Below are 19,607 nucleotides of genomic sequence, written 5' to 3'. Positions count from 1 at the left end.
GCCGGGCCCGGCCGACCCCCGGCTCCCGCCCCCGCCCCCGCGACCGTGCCGCCCGCATCCCTCCGACCGGGCCCGGCCGACCCGGCGCCTGCCGCCACCGCGACCGCCGAACGGCCCGTCGAGGTTCCGTCGACGACAGGTGTCGCCGCGACGCCCTCTCTGGTTCCCGCCCCCGCCACGCCGCCCACGGTCGGGACCACTGCATCCGCGCCGGCTCAGACGGCCGCCCCAACGACCACCGCCCTCCCCGCCCAACTCACTCGCCCGATCTTCACCCTGGCGGCCGCCGGACACGGTGAGCACGTCATGACCGTGCACGTCACCCCGGATGCGCTCGGCCCCGTCACCGTGCGAGCCCACGTCGGCGCCGACGGCGTGCGCGTCGAACTGTTCGCCCCCACCGACGGAGGCCGCGATGCGCTGCGCGCCATCCTGCCCGAACTGCGGCGCGATCTCACAGGGGCGGGCCTGAGTGGAACGCTCGACCTGTCGTCGCAGAACCAGCCGAACGGCGAAGACCAGCGCGAACGCCCGACGGGAGGCGCGCCGGGCGAGCCTTCGTCGCCCGTGCGCGCATCCGCAACCCCCAACACGACCCAACAGCCGACGCACCGACTCGGCGACCCCGTCCACACCATCGACCTCGTCGTCTAGGCGACAGAAAGGAGCCACCGTGGCCGTCGACCCCGTCACCGGAACCAGCGATACCGCCTCCACCGGCGGCTTGTACTCCACCCAGCCGACCCGCACGCCCAAACAGAGTCTCGACGGTGAGGCATTCATGAACCTGCTCGTCACTCAGCTGCGCAACCAGGACCCGAGCTCCCCCATGGACACCAACCAGATGATCGCGCAGACCACACAGCTGGCGATGATGGAGAAGCTGACCAATATGGACAGCACGAACCAGGAGAACTTCGCCCTGCAGATGCGCATGGCCGCCGCCAACCTGGTCGGCCACACGGTCAGTTACATCGACAAGAACGGCGACACGCAGACCGGTGTCGCCTCGTCCGTCTCCTTCGCCGGCTCCGTTCCGGTCGTCACCGTCGGGGACGCCAAGGTGAACCTCGACTCGATCTCCGGCGTCGTCAGTCCTGCGCCGGTCCCCACCCCGACCGCCTGATCTCCCACCACCGAAAGGCACTCCCATGCTTCGCTCGCTCTACTCCGGAATCTCCGGCCTCCGCTCGCACCAGACCATGCTCGACGTCACCGGCAACAACATCGCCAACGTCAACACCACCGCGTTCAAATCGGGCGCCGTGCAGTTCCAGGACACCCTGTCGCAGCTGGTGCAGGGCGCCGGCGGACCGCAGGCGCAGGTCGGCGGCACGAACCCCGCCCAGATCGGTCTCGGCGTTCTGGTGGCCGGGATCTCGACGAACTTCACCCAGGGTGCGGCGCAGGCCACCGGTCGCGCCACCGACATGATGATCAACGGCGACGGCTTCTTCGTCGTCAACGTCGGCGGCGAGACCCAGTACACCCGTGCCGGCTCGTTCGACCCGGATGCGCAGGGCCGCCTCGTCGGGCCCGGCGGTGCCATTCTGCAGGGCTGGAATGCGGTCAACGGCGTCGTGCAGCAGGGCGGCGCTCTCGGCGATGTGACCATTCCGTTGAAGGCCGTCTCGCCCGCAACGGTCTCCAGCGCGGCGAACGTCACAGGAAACCTGCCGTCGGGTGCGGCGATCGGCGACCAGCTCGTGCGCGACATCAAGGTGTACGACGCCAACGGTGCCGCCCGCAACCTCACTCTCACGTTCACCAAGACGACGGCGGGCTGGGATGTCGCCGGAACCGATGGAGCCGCCACCGCTGCCGGCGCCCTCGGCTTCACCGACGGTGCGCTGACCACCGGCGGCACCCTCACGGTGGGCGGCGTCGCCATCGATCTCAGCAAGGTCACCGGCTACGCCGACCTCACCACCGTGGCGTTCAAAGACCAGAACGGCAGCCCCGCCGGCACGCTGGAGTCCTTCACGCTCTCCAAAGACGGCACCATCATCGGTCTCTTCTCCAACGGTGCCAAGCAGGCCGTCGGACGCATCGCCCTCGCGACGTTCGTCAACCCGGGCGGGCTCGAGAAGGCCGGCGGCTCCGGGTACCGCGTCACGGTCAACTCGGGTGCCGCGCAGCTCGGCGCCCCCGGCGAGGACGGCCTCGGCTCGCTGCAGGGCGGGTCGCTCGAGATGTCGAACGTCGACCTCTCCCAGGAGTTCACGAACCTGATCGTCGCCCAACGCGGTTTCCAGGCGAACGCCCGCATCATCACCACCTCCGACGAGGTGCTGCAGGAGCTCACCAACCTGAAGCGCTGACTCCGGCCTCACGCGAATCGCCGTGCAATCGCCTGATTGCGCGGCGATTCGCGTGAGGCGGAGGTGTTCGACGGCGGAGGCGCTCGACGTTTCAGGGGGTCGGGGGCGTGACGGAGACGATGATGCGCGTGACGCGTTTGGACTCGTTGAGGTACCGATGCGGCTGGCGGGAATCGAACGTCACCGATTGGCCGGTATGCAGAGTGTGGGTCTCGTCGCCGATCTCGACGGTGAGCGTACCGGAGATGACGTACGCGCACTCGGTCGACGGATGACCCCAGGTGGTCGGCGAGCTGGCCGCGCCGGGAGGGATCTCCGCCGAGAGAACTTCGAGGTCGCCCCGGCCGGGGGTGAGCCGCTCGTAGCTGTAGCCCGCGCCGCCCGCCTGCAGGATCATCCGTTCGCCCGGCGAACTGATGGCGACCATGGGGGCGTCAGGGTCGGTGAAGAGGGTCGCGATCGAGGCTTCGAAGACAGCTGCGAGCGTGCGCAGAGAACCCAGGCTCGGTTCATTCACGCCGTTCTCGATGTTGGAGAGCATCCCCGGGGACAAGCCGGTCTGCTCGGAGAGCTGCCGCAGCGACATCCCCTTCTCCGCTCGGAGAGCCTTCAGTCGTTCGCCCAGCACGGCACGTGCTCCCGTCATTCCATGCGCTCCATCGCTTGTGCCCGATTCCACTTAACGCTCCAAAGTATGGTACTTAATGTTCACACAGATTGAACGATATTCACTCTGAGTGAACATCTGGTTCACGTACGCCGATAGCAGGAGAGTCGCGGGCACCCCCGAACTCTAGTGCGGCGGTCCATCACAACCACAAGGAAGTAGCGAAGATGACTGCAACCGCAATGAGAAAGTGGGCCATCCCCGCCGGAGCGCTCGCGCTCGCGCTGGCCATGACCGGCTGCGCCTCCGGCTCCGGAACACAGGGGTCCTCCAACAAGACCCTCACGGTCGACACGTCGTTCGTCGTCAAGTCCCTCGACCCGGGAATGGTCTACGAAGCGACCGGCAACATCGCCGTGCACGCGCTGTACGACACCCTCGTGACCTTCGACGGAAGCGATGTCTCCACGGTCAAGCCGTCGCTCGCGAGCTCGTTCGAGCAGACGGACGACGCGAAGACCTTCACCTTCACGCTGCGCAAGGGTGTGACCTTCGCCGACGGCAAGAAGCTCACCTCCGACGACGTCGTGTTCAGCCTGAACCGGCTGATCAACCTCCAGGGCTCCGCCTCGCAGACCGTGCAGGGGCTGCACGTCGCCGCAGACGGCGACGACAAGGTCGTCTTCACGAGCGAGACGCCGGACCCGCAGGTGTTCACGAAGCTCGCCATGCCCGCCGCGAGCATCATCGACGCGACCGCCGCCAAGAAGCTCGGCGCGAGCGACGACGAGAACGCTGCGAAAGACGACAAGGTCGGCAACCAGCTCGACACCGCGTCTCTCGGCACCGGCCCGTACACGCTCAAGAGCTACGATGCGAGCTCGAAGATCGTCCTCACGGCCAACCCGAAATACTGGGGCGACAAGCCGGCGTACGACCGTGTCGTGCTGCAGAACGTGGACGTGCAGAACCAGAAGCTGACCATCCAGAAGTCGACCGGTGACGAGATCGCGCTCGACCTGACCGGAAACCAGGCCAAGGGCCTCTCCTCGAAGCTCCAGGTCTCCGGTGTCGCCGACACGTCGTACTTCCTGAGCCTCAACCAGGATCCCGCGGTCTCGGCCATCACCAGCAACCCCGCCTTCGTCGCGGCGCTGCGGCAGACGGTCGACGGCCAGGGCATCGCTGACCTCTTCGGCAAGGGCGCGACGGCCGCCGCCGGCCTCGTTCCGCCGGCCTACGCCGGAGCGCTGCCGGAATCGGACGCTCCCAAGCAGGACATCGATGGCGCCAAGAAGGCGCTCGCCGCCGCGGGGATCACCGCTCCGAAGGTGAAGCTGGTCTACCCGGCGATCACGTACCACGGTGTCGACCTCGGCACGGTCGTCACCAAGGTGCAGCAGGACGCGAAGAAGGCCGGCATCGACATCGAGCTCACGCCCCAGCCGATCAACGTCTTCCTGGAGAACCAGTCGGCGGGCAAGAGCGAGATCAGCTTCTCGCCGAACAGCCTCAACTACCCGGCAAGCTCCTCGCTGGTCAACAACATGGCACCGGGCAAGTCGACGGCGCTGCGCACCGGCTGGACCGAAGATCGCGCCAACCCCGCTGTCATCGTCGCGGGCGGCGCCGTCAACGCGGCGACCACGGCCAAGGCCCAGAACGACGCGATGATCCCGTGGCAGAAGGCGATGAACCAGTACGGGCCGTTCATCGCCCTCGCCAATGATGCCGGAATCGTGGTGGCCACGAGCAACCTGAAGGGTGCCGTGTACACCCCCGCCGGCTGGATCGTCGACGTCGCCGACGTGTCCTCCAAGTAGCCGAACCGGCGGGCGCCCCTCCCCAGGGGCGTCCGCCGCCTTCGCGTGGGCCTCGCCCGCGCCGCAGCTCTGCCGCCCCTCGCACAAGACAAGGACGCCATGCCCCCCTTGCTGAAGATGATCGTCAAGCGATTGCTGAGCGCCCTGGTGCTGCTCTGGGGCGTGACGGTCGTGACCTTCCTGCTCGTCGCCGTCGTGCCGGGGGACCCCGCCGCCGCCAACCTCTCGCAGCAGGCATACGACGACCCCAAGATTCGCGCGGCGTTCGATGCCAAGTGGGGTCTCGACCAGCCGCTCATCGTGCGCTACTTCACCTATCTCGGCAACATCCTGCACGGCGATCTCGGCACCTCGCAGCAGACGCATCGCCCGGTGACCCAGGACCTCGCGCAGTTCGTCCCCGCGACCGTCGAGATCGCCCTTCCCGCGATGATCCTCGCCATCCTGATCGCCGTGTTCCTCGGCATGCTCGCCGCGAGCAACAAGAACCGCCCGGTCGACACCGGCATCCGTTCGTTCTCCCTGGTGGGGCTCTCGACACCGCCGTTCTGGCTCGCTCTCGTGGCGCTCTACGTGTTCTTCTACCTGCTGGGCTGGGTTCCCAACGGCGGCCGGCTGTCGAACTCCTTCGATCCACCGCCGACGGTGACGGGGATGTACACCGTCGACGCGGCGCTGGCCGGACAGTGGGACGTCTTCGGCGACGCACTCTGGCATCTGGTCCTCCCGGTGGGCATCCTCACCGCGCTGGCGGTCTCCGGTCTGCTGCGGTTCGTCCGGTCGGCCATGATCGAGGTGCTCGACGCCGAGTACATCCGTGCCGCGATCGCCAAAGGCCTGCCGCGCCGCATCGTCATCTGGCGGCACGTGTTCCGCGCCGGGCTGCTCCCGGTGCTCACCGTCTCGGGGTTGATGTTCGCATCGCTGCTCGGTGGGGCCGTGCTCGTCGAGCAGGTGCTCAGCTGGCCCGGTCTCGGCCAATACGCGTACAAGAGCGCCATCTCGCTGGACCTCCAGGCGATCCTCGGGGTCACCCTCTTCATCGCCGTGGTGTACACGGCGATCAACCTCATCGTGGACGTGCTCTACAGCATCATCGACCCGCGGATCGGAGCGAAATGACCATCCTCTCCTCGGACCGGGTGCAGGCCGGCCGGCGCGGCCCCCGCTTCGGCCGCAGCAGAGACGGCCTCGATCGCGTCTACCTGCGTGCGGGCAGCTTCTGGCGACCGCTCACCGTCGCCTCCGTCGCCGTGATCGCCCTCTGGGTGCTGACGGCCGTCTTCGCGTCGCTCGTCGCGCCATACGACCCCCTCGCGAAGACGGGCGCGAATCTGCAGCCGCCGACGGGTGAACACTGGTTCGGCACGGACGACCTCGGCCGCGACATGCTCAGCCGGGTCGTCTGGGGCGCGCAGCTCTCCCTCCCGCTGGCCGTCGCCATCGTGCTCTGCTCGCTCGTCACCGGCGGAATCGTGGGTCTCGCCGCCGGCTACTTCGGCAAAGCCGTCGACAACACCCTCATGCGCGTCGCCGACCTGGTGCTCGCCTTTCCGCAGATCATCCTGGCGATGGCGGTGGCGGCAGCGTTCGGCCCGAGCGTCGGCAACGCCGTGCTCGCGCTCGTGATCGTTTCATGGCCGCTCTACGCCCGCATCATCCGGTCGTCCGTGCTCAGTGTGCGCGAGCAGGAGTACGTCGTGTCGGGCAGGATGCTCGGATCGACGACGCTGAAGTCGATTGTCAAAGACGTGATCCCCAACTCGGCGGGCCCGGCACTCGTCATGTCGACCATCGAGCTCGGGAACGCGATCCTGATGCTCGCCGCGCTCTCGTTCCTGGGACTCGGCCCGCGCCCGCCCGCGGCGGAGTGGGGGTCGATGATCGCCCTCGGCTCGCAGAACCTCACCAATTGGTGGGTGAGCCTGTTCCCCGGCCTCGCGATCCTCACGATCGTGATGGCGTTCAACCTGCTCGGCGACGCCATTCAGGACTATCTGGACCCGCGCTCGCGGGTGAGGAGGGCGAAGTGACCACGGCTGCGCGCACACCCCTGCTGACGATCGAAGGTCTCGAGGTGGTCATGCCGACCCCCTTCGGGGCGACGACGCTCGTCCACGACACCACGATCGAGATCGGCGAAGGCGAGATCGTCGGGCTCGCGGGCGAATCCGGGAGCGGCAAGACCATGACCGCCTCGGCCGTGCTCGGCATCCTCCCACAGGGCGCCCGAGCCCGGGGACGGATCGGGTTCGAGGGTCGCAACCTGCTGGATCTCAGTTCCCGCCAGCTCGACTCCGTTCGCGGCAATCGGATCGCGATGATCTTCCAGGACCCGTCGGCGGCCCTGCACCCGCTCCTGCGGATCGGCACCCAGATCACCGAGCACCTCATCCATCACAAAGGGATCTCCAAGAAGCAGGCGGCCGCCCGGGCGATCGAACTGCTCGATCACGTTCGGATCACAGAGCCGCACAAGGCCGTGCGGGCCTACCCGCACCAGTTCTCGGGCGGAATGCGCCAGCGCGCCGCGATCGCCATCGCCCTGGCCTGCGAGCCCCGGTTGCTGATCGCCGATGAACCGACGACCGCGCTCGACGTGACCGTGCAGGCGGGGATCCTGCGACTCTTCGACCGTCTCAGCCGTGAGACGGGAGTCTCCATGCTCTTCATCACGCACGATCTCGGGGTGATGAGCTCGATCGCCGACCGGACCTACATCTTCAAGGACGGAACTGTGGTGGAAGAGGGCGTCACGACCGAGATCCTCAACCACCCGAGCCACGAGTACACGAAAGCGCTCATCGCGTCGCGGGCGCAGTCGCTCGCGGCTTCGCGTGTCGCGGAGCAGAGGGAGGGTCAGAAGTGAGCATGCTCGATCTCCGGGACATCGTGGTGACCCATAAGCGCCCCGGCGGCGAACCCGTGCGCGCAGTCCGTGGCGTGAGCCTCACGGTCGAGCGCGGCCAGGTCGTCGGCCTGGTCGGCGAGTCCGGCTGCGGCAAGTCGTCGCTGGCACGCGTCGCGAGTGGGCTCGAGGCCCCCACCTCCGGCGAGGCGCTGTTCGAAGGGCGCCCGCTTAACGCGCTGAAGACCCGGCAGCGACCGCTCGAGGATCGGCGCCTGCAGATGGTGTTCCAGAACCCTTACGCGTCGCTGAGCCCCCGGCGCACCGTCGAGAGCCAGCTGCTGGACGGCGTGCCGGGACGCGTCGAACGAAGCGACCGGAGTGCCGAGGTCGAACGGCTGCTCACCCTGGTCGGGCTGCCGGTGGGCGCCGCGAACCGCTACCCCTCCCAGTTCTCGGGCGGTCAGCGGCAGCGCCTTGCGATCGCCCGCGCGCTCGCCGCCGATCCGAGTCTCGTCGTCGCCGACGAACCGGTCACAGCGCTGGATGCCTTTTCGTCGGCGCAGATCGTGCGCCTCCTGCAGACGCTCGTGGCCGAGCTGGACATGGCGATGCTTTTCATCTCGCACGACCTCTCCCTCGTGCGCGCGATCGCCGACGAGACCTGCGTGATGTATGCGGGCGAGATCGTCGAGCGCGGACCGAGCGAGCAGCTGTGGAACGATCCGCAGCACGACTACACCAAGGCGCTCATCGCCGCCATCCCCGAGATCGGCCCGGTGAAGCGGCTCCCCGGTCTCGACGAGAACTGACCGCACCCACCACCACGACACTCGCGGAAACGAAGAACAAGGAACACGGATGAACCAGTCGACAGACGGAACCCTGATCGCCGGAGCGGCCATCTTCACCGGGATGGGCGCCGAGCTCCTCGTGGGACAGGCGGTGCTCGTCGACCGCGCCGGGGTGATCGAGCAGATCGCGCCCGAGTCCGAGCTCGCGCTCGCTGGCCGCCGCCCCCACCGGGTCGACCTCACCGGGCGCGTGCTCTCCCCGGGCTTGATCAACACTCACGTGCACCTGGGGCTGGCGCTTCCCGGCACCGCGGGTGATCTGGTCGCGGGCAAATCCGATCCCGATCTTCTGCTCGTGATGGCGGGCAGCGCCAAACACACGCTGAACGCGGGGGTCACGACGGCCCGCCTGGTCGGCGAGAGCCGCTACCTCGACTTCGCGCTGCGTCGCGGAATCGAAGCCGGGGTCGTGCCGGGGCCGCGCATCCACACCGCCGGTCACGCGTTGTGCTGCACGGGCGGTCACGGCTGGGAGTCGGATGCGCTGGAAGGAGACGGCCCTGACGACTTCCGCCGTCTCACCCGGCTGCAGATCCGCCACGGTGCCGACCTGATCAAGGTCTGCATCTCCGGGGGCATCGCGGGTGAGCACGAGCAGATCCACACCCCCCAGCTGACGGATGACGAGATGCGGGCGGTGATCGAGACCGCCCACGATTGGGGCCGTCTTGTCACGGCGCACGCGGGACCGGCGGCCACGCTCAAGCGCGCGATCGACCTCGGTCTCGACTGCGTGGAGCACGGCTACGAGCTCACCCGGGAGGTCACGGACCTCATGGCGGCGGCCGGAACCTGGTATGTGCCGACGATCACCGTCAGCCGCTGCGCCGAGTTCTTCGACGAGCAGGGCGTGCCCGCCTGGATGAAGGAGCGTGCGCTCGGCGCAGGGCCCCGCCACTGGGAGAGCCTGCAGCACGCCATCGCCTCCGGGGTGAAGATCGCGATGGGCACCGATATGCCGCCCGCGGCGAACTTCGACGGGACCACCGCGACCGTGCGCGAGATGGAGTTCATGGTCGAGGCGGGTATGAGCGACCTCGACGTGCTGCTCTCCGCTACGAGCCGGGCGGCCGAGCTGCTCGGCACGACGAGCGTCGGGCGGATCGCGGTCGGCTCCCACGCCGACTTCGTCGCCACCGACGGCGACCCCTCGAAGAACGTGTCGGCCCTGCGCGGAATCGACTGGGTGATGAAGGCGGGGCAGGTCGTTCGCGACGATGCGTCCCGGGTCGCGGTGTGAGCGCCGTACGGGAGCTCGCCGACCGCTATCTCGCCGTGCTCGCCCAGCACGAACCCGCCGCCGCTCAGGCGCTCGGCCGGGCCGCGAGCGATCGCCTCGGCGACTTCAGCGCCGACTGGGCGGTGGAGAAGCGGGCGCTCCAGGAGACCACGCTCGCAGCCGTCGACGCGACCGACCCGGGCTCCCTCGAAGGGGTTGACAGGAACCTGCACGCTGCCTTCCGGGAGCGGCTCGCGAGTGACATCGCGCTCTTCGACACCGGGTTCACGCCGCGCCTCCTGGCGCCCCTGGCGACACCGGTGCACGAGATCCGGGAAGCTTTCGACGACCTCGTGGTGACCGCGGACTCCCGCGGCGATGAGGCGATCGCCCGGCTGGCCCGCGTTCCCGAGGCACTCGAACAGCTGCGTGGCCGGCTCGAGTGGGCGAGAGCGGAAGGAGGGCGCGGAGGATTCAGCGGCACCGGTGTCGCCGCACGTCGACAGGTCGTCGAGGTCGCCGACCAGATCGCCGCGTGGATCGACCCCGAGCGGGTCGACTACTTCCCGTCCATCCCCGGTGACGGGCTGGATCCCCGGCGACGGGATGCGCTCACCGCCGCCGCCGACGACGCGACGGGTGCGTTCGCGGCCTTCGAACGCTACCTGCGCGACGAACTCGCCCCGCTCGCGCCCGAGCGCGACGCGGTCGGAGAGCAGGTCTACGCAGAGACGGCGAGGAGCTTCCTCGGCACCGCCCTCGACCTCGATGAGGTCTACGCCTACGGCTGGTCGGAGCTCGAGCGGCTCGTCGGCCGGTCCCGCGCCCTCGCCGCGGAGATCCTCGGCACGGCGGCTCGACACACTCCGGACGATGTGGCCGCCGCAGCCGTGGCCCTCGACGCCGACGACCGTTACGCACTGCGCGGCACCGACGAGACCACCCGCTGGCTGCGCGACCGCCTCGCGGCGACGATCGAAGCGGTCGACGGGGTGGCGTTCGACCTGCCGTCCAGCGTCTGGGAGGTCGACTGCGTCGTCCCGACGGCGGCCAGCGGAGTCGTCTATTACACGCCGGGGGCACCGGACGGCAGCTCGCGCAGCAAGATCGTGTGGACGCTCCCCACCGGTGCCCATTCGATCGGTTCCTGGCACGAGGTCACCAGTTTCCACCACGAAGGCGTTCCCGGTCACCACCTCGAGCACACCATCAACCGGGCGAACCCGCGGCTGCATCCCTGGCAGCGCTACCTGTGCGAGATCCACGGCTACGCCGAAGGCTGGGCGCACTACTCCGAAGAGCTCTCCGACGAACTCGGCCTGATCCGCGACCCGGCCGAGAGGTTCGGAATGGTTCTCGGCCAGATCTGGCGAGCCGTGCGAATCGTGGCGGACATCGGCCTCCACACCGGCCGCCCCCTGCCGGAGAACGGCTTCACGGCCGGGCAGGTCTGGACGACCGAGCTCGCGCGGACCCTGCTCGTCGAGCTCGCCCGGGTCGACCCGGTCACGGCGCGATTCGAGGTGGACCGTTACCTCGGGTGGCCGGGCCAAGCGCTCGCATTCAAGGTCGGAGCGAAGCTGTGGACGGAGGCCAGGGCCGCCGCCGCCCGCCGGGGGACCGGGCTCAAGGAGTTCCACTCCCGCGCGCTCTCCTTCGGCCCGATGGGATTGGCGCCGCTGAACGACCTCCTCCTCGCCGACGATACGGAGCTTCGATGACCTCGCCCGACCCCGACCTGGAGCACTTCTTGCTCACCCTGTACCGCAACCTCGGTGACCGGGCCGCCTTCGACGCCTCGCTCGACCCCGAGCTGACGGTGTGGGAGAGCGCCGATCCGCGTCTGCTGCGCGGGCTCGGCGAACTCGACGAGCTGCGAGGCCCGGCCGTTCCCGTCGCCGAGCGCACGAGCCCGCTCCCGCATGTGCGTCCCGTCGATCTCGTCACCGAATCGTGGGGCGACACCGGCCTCATCCGAGCCGTACTCGAAGTGCGCGACGACGAACACGGTCCCGTGATCGAGCGGGTCCGGATGACGGATGTGGTGCGGCGCTCGGCCGACGGCCGCTGGCGCATCGTGCACCACCACGCCCAAGATCTCGCCGGCGACGGCGACCGCGACGACGAAGAATAGGAACGGACAGTGGACAGGAACTCAGTCGATTGGCACGGATACATCCCGGCCATCACCACCCCCTTCACGCGGGAAGGCACGCTCGACCTGGAGGCGTTCGAGGGCCAGATGGAGTGGCTCGCCGGTCAGGGGATGCACGGTGTCATCCTCGCCGGCACGACCGGCGAATGGTTCAGCCTCGATGAGGGCGAGCGTGCAGAGCTGTTCCGTCAGGGCGGGGCTCTCCGTCACGATATGCGCGTGCTCGGTGGGGCGAACGCTTTCACCGCCGCCGAGGCGATCCGCCACGCCCACGCGGCCGAGCGCGCAGGGCTCGACGGCATCCTGCTGACACCGCCGCCGTACCTCGTTCCCGGTCGCGAAGAGATCGTCACCTTCTACCGAGACGTCGCGGCGGCGACGGACATCCCGATCTGCGTCTACAACTGGCCGCGCGGGTGCATCGTCGACCTGGATGTGGACACGCTCGCGGAGCTGGCCGAGATCGATGCGGTGGTGGCGATCAAGAACTCCACCGGCGACCAGGCCGGCTTCCTGGCCGGCCTCTATGCCCTGGCCGACACGGTGCGCTACTTCGGCATCCCCACGAGCGAGCTCGGAGCCGATCTGGTCGGCCTCGGGCGGGGGGACGGCCTGATGGGCTCCGGCGCCCCGCTGGGACGCGACCACCCCGGCTTCTGGGATGCGCTCGAATCCGGCGACCGGGAGACGGCGATCGCTCTCGGTGCCCGCGACCGGGTGGTGATGACGAGCTGGTTCGGCCGAGACTACGGCGCGCTGTTCGGCAATCAGCAGGCGATCATGAAGACGGCGCTGCGGCTTCAGGGCGTTCCCGCGGGATTCGTGCGCCGTCCGCTGCTCGAGCTGACCCCGGACCAGGTCGACCGCGTACGGGTCACCCTGGAGGGCCTCGGGATCGAAACCCGCCCGCTGTCCTGAGTCTGAGAACAGTGAGAACAGATGTCGATGCCGTCGTCGTCGGGGAGGACTCCTCGGCGGCGCGCTGGCCTGGATGCTCGCCCGAGAGGGCGCATCGGTCACCCTCCTGGAACGGGACGAGCTGAACCAGCACGCCTCCGGCCAGAACGCCGGAAGTCTGCACTTCCAGCTTGAATACCGCATGGTCGAGAACGGGATCGAGGCGGCTCGAACGGCCGCCGAGGCGATGCCGTTGCACCTGGAGGCGGCACGGCACTGGGCTGTGCTCGGCGACGAGCTCGGTGAGGATGTCGGCGTCGCCCAGAAGGGCGGGCTCATGCTCGCCGAGACCCGCGAACAGGCGCGGGTGCTGGAGCAGAAGTCCTCGATCGAGCGGGAGTGGGGGCTCGATGTGCGCATGCTGGACGCCGCACAGGCGCACGAGCTCGCGCCCTACCTGTCGAGCAGTGTGATCGCCGCCGCCTACTGCCCGAGCGAGGGTAAGGCGGATACGCGCATCGCCGGTCCGGCGCTCGCCCGCGGGGCCGCGAGGCTGGGGGCCCAGATCCGCACCCGGACCGAAGTCGTCGGGTTGCACCGCGACGGCGGCCGATGGCGGGTGGACATCGTCGAGCACACGACGGCCGGCCCGCGGCCCTCGCGCCTGACCGCCCAGACGGTGATGCTGGCGGGCGGCGTGTGGACGACCGGGCTGGGCCACATGCTCGGGGCGACGCTCCCGACGATCCCTCTGGCTCTCACGATGAGCGTCACGGCGCCGATCGCGCCGGTCATCCCGCATCTCGTGCAGCACGCAGGAAAGCGGCTCTCGCTCAAGCAGACGCCCGATGGGACGGTGCTGATCGGCGGCGGCTGGCCGGCGCGTCTGCCGACGGACGAGCACGGCGCACCGCTTCTCGATCGTCGCCCGAGCCTGCTGCCCGGCTCCCTTGCGGGCAACGCGGCGGCGGCGATCGGGGTGGTCCCGGCCACCGGGCGCATGCCCGTGGTGCGGAGCTGGGTCGGAACGACGACGATCACGCCGGACCAGCTTCCCCTGGTCGGCGAGGTCGCCGGATGCCCGGGCGTCTACGTGGCGACGGGCGGGAGCGCCTTCACCCTCGGCCCGAGCTTCGCCCGCTCCCTGGTCGACCTGGCGGGCGGAAGGACGCCCGGTGTCGACCTCGCCCCCTACAACCCTCAACGTTTCGAGAGGTCCGTCCGTGTCTGAGTCGACATCGTCGCGTCCCCCTGCGCGCCGCCTCCCCGCTGAACGGGGTCGCCCGGTCGTCATCCATGTCGACGGCGCCGCGTGCGAGTCCTTCGACGGCGAGACCGTCGCATCCGCCCTGCTCGTGGCGGGCGTCGAACGCTTCGCCAGCAGGGCGGGGGAGGACAGGCTTCCGCTGTGCAATATGGGCACCTGCTTCGAGTGCGCCATCACGATCGACGGCGCCGCGCTGACCCGGGCCTGCCTGACTCCCGTCGTCGACGGAATGGATGTGCGAACGGGGGATGTGCGATGACGGAACGGTTCGATGTCGTCGTGATCGGAGCCGGACCCGCCGGCGTCGCCGCGGCCCGCGAGGTGTCGACGAGGGGCCTCACCGTTGCCGTGCTGGACGAGCAGCAGCGCGCGGGGGACAGATCTTTCGCCGCCCGCCGGCCCCGTTCGGCTCCGGGTGGTCGTCGCCGACCGGATATCCGTGGGCGGAAGGGTTGCTGCGGGGGCGGAGGACGACACCGGGATCGAGTGGTTCTTCGGCACGACGGCCTATGGGCTGTTCCGTGAGACCGGAGTCGGCGGCGGCGTGATCGTCGCCGCCGCGCGGGCGGGAGGCACGCTGCGGGTGCACGCCCGACGCGTGCTCCTGGCGACCGGCGCCTACGACCTGCCCGTGCCGATTCCGGGAGGCACCCTCCCCGGTGTGTTCATGGCCGGCGCCGTGCAAGGCTTCCTCAAATCGCAGAAGCTCCGGGTGGCCGACCGGCTGGTGCTCGCCGGTTCGCATCCCCTTCTCTTCATCGTCGCGGACCAGCTGCGCGCGGCCGGCGCCGACGTCGTCGAGCTCGCCTTCGCGAGAGGTCTGCCCTCGCTGCGGGAGGCTTTCCGTTCCCTCGCTGCGATTCCGGGCCACACCCGGCTGTTGGCCGAACTGGCGGCCTGTGTTGTTCGGCTGCAGGCGTCGGGCACCCGGATCCGCACGCGGACCCTTGTCACGGCCGCGGAGGGTGAACGGGGCGTCGAGCGCGTGCGGCTGTCGTCGGTCGACCGCTTCTGGCGGCCCCGTGGCGCGGAACGCACGGTCGACGTCGACGCTCTGGTGCTCGGCTTCGGGTTCCACCCGTCGACCGAACTCGCGCGGCAGTTCGGGTGCGCGCTGCGCTGGGACTCGCCGAAGGGCGGTTGGGTGGTCGCCACCGACGAACGTCTCGCGACGACCGTGCCCGGCGTCTTCGCTGCGGGCGAGCCCACCGGCGTCGCCGGCGCGGAGCAGTCTCGTACCGAGGGTGTGCTCGCCGGGTTGGCCATCGCCGACGACCTGGAGGCGACCGTCTCCGCTCGGGATCGGGAGGATGCGCAGCGTGCGCGGGCGCACAGCGACCGTTTTGCCCGCGTGGTGCAAGAGCTGTTCGAGCCGGACCGCGAAGGGCTGCTGGCCCTGACCGACGCCGGCACGACGGTCTGCCGCTGCGAACGGGTCACCCGGGGAGCGATCGACGGCTTCCTCGACGCCAACCCCTTCGCCGGCTCCGCGAGCGCCGTCAAACTCGAGTGCCGCAGCGGGATGGGCCCCTGCCAAGGTCGCTACTGCGAGACGACGGTCGCCGGTCTCGTCGCCCGGTCGCGCGGGATGCGCGTGGAGGACGCGGGCCGCTTCGCCGCGCATGTGCCGGTGAAGCCGGTGCCGCTCACCTCGTACCTGGGATTGGCCGAAGAGACGTAGCACTCTCCGGATGGCGTGCTTTCGTCGGCCGGCCTCCGCGCGTCGGCCGTTCCGCGGCTGGTTCCGAATGGGGCTAGCGGGGCCGGGGTTCCCCCTGCACGCGCAAGCCGTCGATCGCGAGCTCGACGACCTTGGTGCGCTGGGCGTCGTCGTCGAACGCGACGCCAGCGATGCCCGACACCATCCGGACGACGTCGTCGATCGCGACGTCGCTCCGCACCACGCCCGCGGCCTGGGCTCGGTCGAGCAGTGGGCCGCCGGCGCCGTAGATGGCGGTGCGGCAGCTGAGCAGCACGGGGGAGTCTTTGTTGAGACCGTCGACCAGTGCGCGCTTCGTGCCCACGTAGCCGACGAAGCGGTGCAGCCAGCTGTCGAGAGCCTCCCACGGCTCGAGCGACTCGGCTTCGCGGGCGGCGCGGACGACCGACTCGACCTCGTCGACGTAGACGGCTTCGATCAGGGCATCCCTGGTGGGGAAGTTGCGGTAGAGCGTGCCGATGCCGACGCCGGCCCGGCGGGCGATGTCTTCGAGGGAGGCGCTGGTGCCGTCGGCGGCGAAAGCGTCGCGGGCGGCGGCGAGGAGCGCGTCGAAGTTTCGCCGGGCGTCGGCGCGTTGCGGGCGCTGGGCTATCAGCGTGCTGGCGATGTCGGTCATGGGTCCTCCGGAGAACAGGCTTGCGTACCGGAGGCTCCCTCCGCTATTCTCTTAACCGGAGGGGCCCTCCGATCGGAGCCTCCCTCCAATTCTAGCCGATTCCCGCTCGGCACACCCTCGAGAACGGAAAAGATCTCAATGTCTCGATCCCGCCCGGCCCTCACCTTCGCCATCCTGGCGCTCAGTGTCGGCTCCTTCGCCACTCTTCAATCCCTCGTCGTCCCCGTGTTGCCGGTGATCCAGCGCGACCTCGGCACCACCACGGCCGGCGCCACCTGGACCATGACCGCATGGCTGATCTCGGCCGCCGTCGCAACGCCGCTGCTCGGCCGCGTCGGAGACATGGTCGGCAAGCGCCGCATCTTCGTCGGCTCGCTGCTCGCCGTCGCGCTCGGCAGCGTGATCGCGGCCCTCGCGCCCACGATCGGCGTCCTCATCGTCGCCCGCGTCATCCAGGGCATCGGCGGTGCGATGTTCCCGCTCGCCTTCGGCATCGTCCGCGATGCCTTCCCGGCCAACCGGCTCCCCTCTGCGATCGGCGCCCTCGCCTCGGTGATGGCGATCGCAGTGGCCTCGGCACCGTCCTGGCCGGTCCGCTCGCCGATGTGCTCGGCTGGCGCGGACTCTTCCTCGTCCCTGTCGCGTTCACGCTGAGCGCTGCGGGGCTGGCCCTCGCGTTCATCCCGGAATCGTCCACTCGCGCACCGGGCGGCATCAACCCGTGGTCCGCCGTGCTTCTCTCGGGTTGGCTCGTGGCCCTTCTGCTGCCGCTCAGCACCGGGAGCCAGTGGGGCTGGAGCAGCCCGCTCGTGATCGGTCTGTTCGCGGCGGCCGCCGTTCTGCTCGCCGCGTGGATCGTCGTCGAGCTCCGTTCCCGGATGCCGCTCGTCGACATGCGCATGATGCGGCTGCCCGGGGTGTGGGCGATGAACGCCGCCGCCGTCTTCATCGGGGCCGCGATGTTCGCCGTGTTCTCGTTCTTCCCGCGCTTCGTGCAGACCCCGACCTCGACCGGCTACGGCCTCGGCGCGACGGTCGCGGAGTCCGGACTGCTCATGCTCCCGATGCTCGTCACGATGGCGGTCACCGGATTCCTCAGCGGCCCGCTCGCCCGGTACATCGGCTTCCGCGCCCAGGTCGTGATCGCCAGCGGAGTCATCGCCGTGTCGAGTGTCTCGATCGGACTGTTCCATTCGACGCTGCTGGATGTGTCGATCGAAGCCGGCGTGTTCGGCATCGGTCTCGGCCTCGTCTACGCGGCCATCTCCAGCGTCGTCGTGCAGAGCGTGCCGCCAACGCAGACAGGAATCGCGAGCGGGATGAACGCCAACCTCCGCACAGTCGGCTCCGCCATCGGCGCCGCTCTCATGACGGCGATGGTCACGGGCGCGACAGGCGCCGACGGGCTCGCCGCCGAATCCGGCTACACCGACGGATTCGTCACCGCCGGCCTCCTGGCGCTCGGCGCATTGGCGGTCACGGTGCTGTCGATCGTGCTCGCCCGCCGCGCGCGGCGCCCGGTCGGGGAGGCGGCCGACCAGGTCGTCGTCACGGCCGCAGAGTCGCCATTCGCCGAGCCCGAGCCCGTTCTCGAGCCGGTGCCGGAACCCGCCCTGCGCTAACGCCCCGAACCGCGGCCGGTGTGGCGTCCCCCGTGGATGTCGCACCGGCTCTCGCTCCGGTCGCAATATGCTCGCCCCATGAGCATCGTGCAGGAGCTGGGGCCGACGATCGTCGGCGTGCTCATCCTCGCAGCGCTCGCGACGGGCGTGCTCGCCGCCTACCGGGTGCCACGACGATGGGCGCCCCTTCTCGCGGTTCTGCGCGGTGCGGCCCAGCTCGCTGTGATCAGCCTCATCCTCGCCGGGGTCATCACGAGCCCGCTCTGGGTCGCGGTCGCGCTCATCGTGATGTTCTGCGTCGCAGCCGGTACGGCGACGCACCGCATCGGCTGGTCGCGGGAGCACGCGCTGATGATGGGATCGGCGATGGCAGTGGGCATCGTGGTGACCCTGACGATCGTCTTCGTCAGTGGTGCGATCGACTTCTCGGCGCGCTATGTGCTGGCGATCGGCGGCATCATCGTCGGCAACTCGATGAGCATCGCGACACTGGCCGGCCGGCGGTTCACCGAAGGGGTGATCGGGCACTGGGATGAGGTGGAAGGTTGGCTCGCGCTCGGCGCCACACCGCGCCAGTCGACGCTCGACCTGGCCCGCGGCGCGGTCTACGGAGCCCTCATCCCGTCCGTCGACCAGACGAAGACGACGGGGCTGGTCACCCTGCCCGGAGCGTTCGTCGGGGCGATCTTCGGCGGTGTCTCGCCACTCGAAGCCGGGCGCTTCCAAGTCGTGGTGCTCGCCGCGATCATGGCGGCCGGTGCGATCACCGCCGTGATCGTCGCCGCCTGGCTCGCCCCCGTGCAACGCAAGCCGCTGCCACTCACCTGACCGACGGGCGACGCGGTCAGCCGGCGGAGGCGGTTCCTGTTCCGAGGGCCTGGGGAATGAGCGCGCGAACCGTGTCGGGCTGGTTCGACAGCACCACCACATCCACTCGGCGGTTGGCGGCGAGATCCTGGTCGGTGGTCCCGGTCGCGGTGGGCAGTGGCCGCGCGGCACCGTAACTCACCGCCGCGATGCGTCCCTGCGGAAAGCCGTCGTTCTCCACCAGGTGGCGCAGCACGCTCGTGGCCCGGCCGGCCGACAGCTCCCAGTTGGTGGGGTAGGGCGAGCCCGGCTGGCGGAGGTCGGCGTGCCCCTCCACCGACACCTGGTAGCTGGTGGGGGCCAGGATCGGGCCGATGTCGCTCAGCACCTGGGTGGCCTGCACGCTGAGTTCGGCACGGTTCGAGGCGAAGAAGGTCTCGTTGCCGACCAGGCCGATGGTGAGACCGCGCTGGTCGATCTTCATCGTGACCGCGTTCTGCAGCCCGTCTTTGCCGAGCGCGGCCAGGATGCGGTCGCGCAGCTCCTTCAGATCGGCCGCCTCTCGTTGCGCGAGGGCCAAGTCGGTGTTCTTGCCCTTGTCGTCCACCTTCTCCGGGGGGACGATGACGCCCTCCGCGGTGTCGACCTTCTGCGATTTGACCTGCCCGAAGCCGGTGGCGAGGGAGTCTTTGAGCTCGGCGAACTTCTTCTGGTCCACCGTCGACATGGCGAACAGCACGATGAACATGCACATGAGCACGGTGACCATGTCCATGTAGGAGGCCATCCAGCGCTCCTCGTTCTCGTGCTCCTCCTCCGGCTCGTGCCGGCGTCGACGGCGGGCGCCCACG

At 69.4% G+C, this 19,607-nt stretch carries 19 protein-coding genes and 2 pseudogenes; 18 read left to right on the top strand and 3 right to left on the bottom strand.

Annotated features, from left to right (window positions below):
• Nucleotides 1–45: 45 nt before the first annotated feature.
• The 3 genes from K5L49_RS20470 to K5L49_RS11715 are packed head-to-tail and all read left to right on the top strand — an operon-like array spanning nt 46 to nt 2,321.
• Nucleotides 46–654, top strand: a complete 609-nt coding sequence (locus K5L49_RS20470) for a flagellar hook-length control protein FliK (RefSeq protein ID WP_223692949.1) — start codon at nt 46–48, stop codon at nt 652–654.
• A 19-nt stretch (nt 655–673) separates the two neighbouring features.
• Nucleotides 674–1,126 (top strand): flagellar hook assembly protein FlgD, encoded by a 453-nt coding sequence (locus tag K5L49_RS11720; RefSeq protein WP_223692948.1) that lies wholly within the window; start codon nt 674–676, stop codon nt 1,124–1,126.
• Between the two features lie 25 nt (nt 1,127–1,151).
• Nucleotides 1,152–2,321 (top strand): flagellar hook protein FlgE, encoded by a 1,170-nt coding sequence (locus K5L49_RS11715; protein ID WP_223692946.1) that lies wholly within the window; start codon nt 1,152–1,154, stop codon nt 2,319–2,321.
• A 91-nt stretch (nt 2,322–2,412) separates the two neighbouring features.
• On the opposite strand, the gene K5L49_RS11710 is transcribed toward K5L49_RS11715, so the two are convergent.
• The gene (locus tag K5L49_RS11710) at nt 2,413–2,967 is read right to left on the bottom strand and encodes a helix-turn-helix domain-containing protein (protein WP_223692944.1); all 555 of its coding nucleotides are present in this window, start codon (nt 2,965–2,967) and stop codon (nt 2,413–2,415) included.
• Between the two features lie 188 nt (nt 2,968–3,155).
• Between K5L49_RS11710 and K5L49_RS11705 the strand changes: the two genes are divergently transcribed.
• The 13 genes and pseudogenes from K5L49_RS11705 to K5L49_RS11645 all read left to right on the top strand — a co-directional run bounded on the left by K5L49_RS11705 (nt 3,156) and on the right by K5L49_RS11645 (nt 15,672).
• Nucleotides 3,156–4,751, top strand: coding sequence for an ABC transporter substrate-binding protein (locus K5L49_RS11705; RefSeq protein ID WP_223692942.1), 1,596 nt, complete (start codon nt 3,156–3,158; stop codon nt 4,749–4,751).
• Between the two features lie 99 nt (nt 4,752–4,850).
• Nucleotides 4,851–5,873: an ABC transporter permease gene (locus K5L49_RS11700; protein ID WP_223692940.1), complete on the top strand. Its 1,023-nt coding sequence runs from the start codon at nt 4,851–4,853 to the stop codon at nt 5,871–5,873.
• Nucleotides 5,870–6,784 (top strand): ABC transporter permease, encoded by a 915-nt coding sequence (locus K5L49_RS11695; protein ID WP_223692939.1) that lies wholly within the window; start codon nt 5,870–5,872, stop codon nt 6,782–6,784. The genes K5L49_RS11700 and K5L49_RS11695 overlap by 4 nt, the downstream gene beginning before the upstream one ends.
• A complete protein-coding gene (locus tag K5L49_RS11690; RefSeq protein ID WP_223692937.1) occupies nt 6,781–7,620 on the top strand; it encodes an ABC transporter ATP-binding protein in 840 nt (279 codons plus the stop codon). Before K5L49_RS11695 ends, K5L49_RS11690 begins: the two co-directional genes overlap by 4 nt.
• A 2-nt stretch (nt 7,621–7,622) precedes the next feature.
• Nucleotides 7,623–8,411, top strand: a complete 789-nt coding sequence (locus tag K5L49_RS11685; RefSeq protein WP_223692935.1) for an ABC transporter ATP-binding protein — start codon at nt 7,623–7,625, stop codon at nt 8,409–8,411.
• 49 nt (nt 8,412–8,460) lie between these two features.
• Entirely contained in the window at nt 8,461–9,693 is a 1,233-nt protein-coding gene (locus K5L49_RS11680) for an amidohydrolase family protein (protein ID WP_223692933.1), read from the top strand.
• The gene (locus tag K5L49_RS11675; protein WP_223692932.1) at nt 9,690–11,393 is read left to right on the top strand and encodes a DUF885 domain-containing protein; all 1,704 of its coding nucleotides are present in this window, start codon (nt 9,690–9,692) and stop codon (nt 11,391–11,393) included. Before K5L49_RS11680 ends, K5L49_RS11675 begins: the two co-directional genes overlap by 4 nt.
• On the top strand, nt 11,390–11,806 hold the full coding sequence (locus K5L49_RS11670; RefSeq protein WP_223692930.1) for a YybH family protein: 417 nt from the start codon (nt 11,390–11,392) through the stop codon (nt 11,804–11,806). Before K5L49_RS11675 ends, K5L49_RS11670 begins: the two co-directional genes overlap by 4 nt.
• Before the next feature lie 9 nt (nt 11,807–11,815).
• Nucleotides 11,816–12,745 carry a dihydrodipicolinate synthase family protein gene (locus K5L49_RS11665; RefSeq protein WP_223692928.1) on the top strand — a complete coding sequence of 310 codons (930 nt, stop codon included), beginning with the start codon at nt 11,816–11,818 and terminating at the stop codon, nt 12,743–12,745.
• A 55-nt stretch (nt 12,746–12,800) separates the two neighbouring features.
• Nucleotides 12,801–13,955: pseudogene (locus K5L49_RS11660) on the top strand (NAD(P)/FAD-dependent oxidoreductase); the annotation flags it as partial.
• Nucleotides 13,948–14,250 carry a (2Fe-2S)-binding protein gene (locus tag K5L49_RS11655; protein ID WP_223692926.1) on the top strand — a complete coding sequence of 101 codons (303 nt, stop codon included), beginning with the start codon at nt 13,948–13,950 and terminating at the stop codon, nt 14,248–14,250. The pseudogene K5L49_RS11660 and the gene K5L49_RS11655, both read left to right, overlap by 8 nt.
• On the top strand, nt 14,247–14,516 hold the full coding sequence (locus tag K5L49_RS20685; protein WP_374107684.1) for an FAD-dependent oxidoreductase: 270 nt from the start codon (nt 14,247–14,249) through the stop codon (nt 14,514–14,516). The genes K5L49_RS11655 and K5L49_RS20685 overlap by 4 nt, the downstream gene beginning before the upstream one ends.
• Nucleotides 14,431–15,672: an FAD/NAD(P)-dependent oxidoreductase gene (locus K5L49_RS11645; RefSeq protein ID WP_223692924.1), complete on the top strand. Its 1,242-nt coding sequence runs from the start codon at nt 14,431–14,433 to the stop codon at nt 15,670–15,672. Before K5L49_RS20685 ends, K5L49_RS11645 begins: the two co-directional genes overlap by 86 nt.
• 73 nt (nt 15,673–15,745) lie before the next feature.
• On the opposite strand, the gene K5L49_RS11640 is transcribed toward K5L49_RS11645, so the two are convergent.
• Nucleotides 15,746–16,327: a TetR/AcrR family transcriptional regulator gene (locus K5L49_RS11640; protein ID WP_223692922.1), complete on the bottom strand. Its 582-nt coding sequence runs from the start codon at nt 16,325–16,327 to the stop codon at nt 15,746–15,748.
• A 138-nt stretch (nt 16,328–16,465) separates the two neighbouring features.
• On the opposite strand from K5L49_RS11640, the pseudogene K5L49_RS11635 reads away from it, so the two are divergent.
• Nucleotides 16,466–17,949, top strand: a pseudogene (locus K5L49_RS11635) (MFS transporter).
• A gap of 78 nt (nt 17,950–18,027) precedes the next feature.
• Nucleotides 18,028–18,777, top strand: a complete 750-nt coding sequence (locus K5L49_RS11630) for an ABC transporter permease (RefSeq protein WP_223692920.1) — start codon at nt 18,028–18,030, stop codon at nt 18,775–18,777.
• Nucleotides 18,778–18,793: 16 nt separating this feature from the next.
• Here K5L49_RS11630 and K5L49_RS11625 read toward each other — a convergent pair whose 3' ends face one another.
• Nucleotides 18,794–19,606, bottom strand: a complete 813-nt coding sequence (locus tag K5L49_RS11625; RefSeq protein ID WP_223692918.1) for an OmpA/MotB family protein — start codon at nt 19,604–19,606, stop codon at nt 18,794–18,796.
• Nucleotide 19,607 lies beyond the last annotated feature (1 nt).

Source organism: Leifsonia poae (assembly GCF_020009625.1).
Classification (GTDB): Bacteria; Actinomycetota; Actinomycetes; order Actinomycetales; family Microbacteriaceae; genus Leifsonia; species Leifsonia poae_A.
This window is presented reverse-complemented; position numbering and strand designations above follow the sequence as displayed.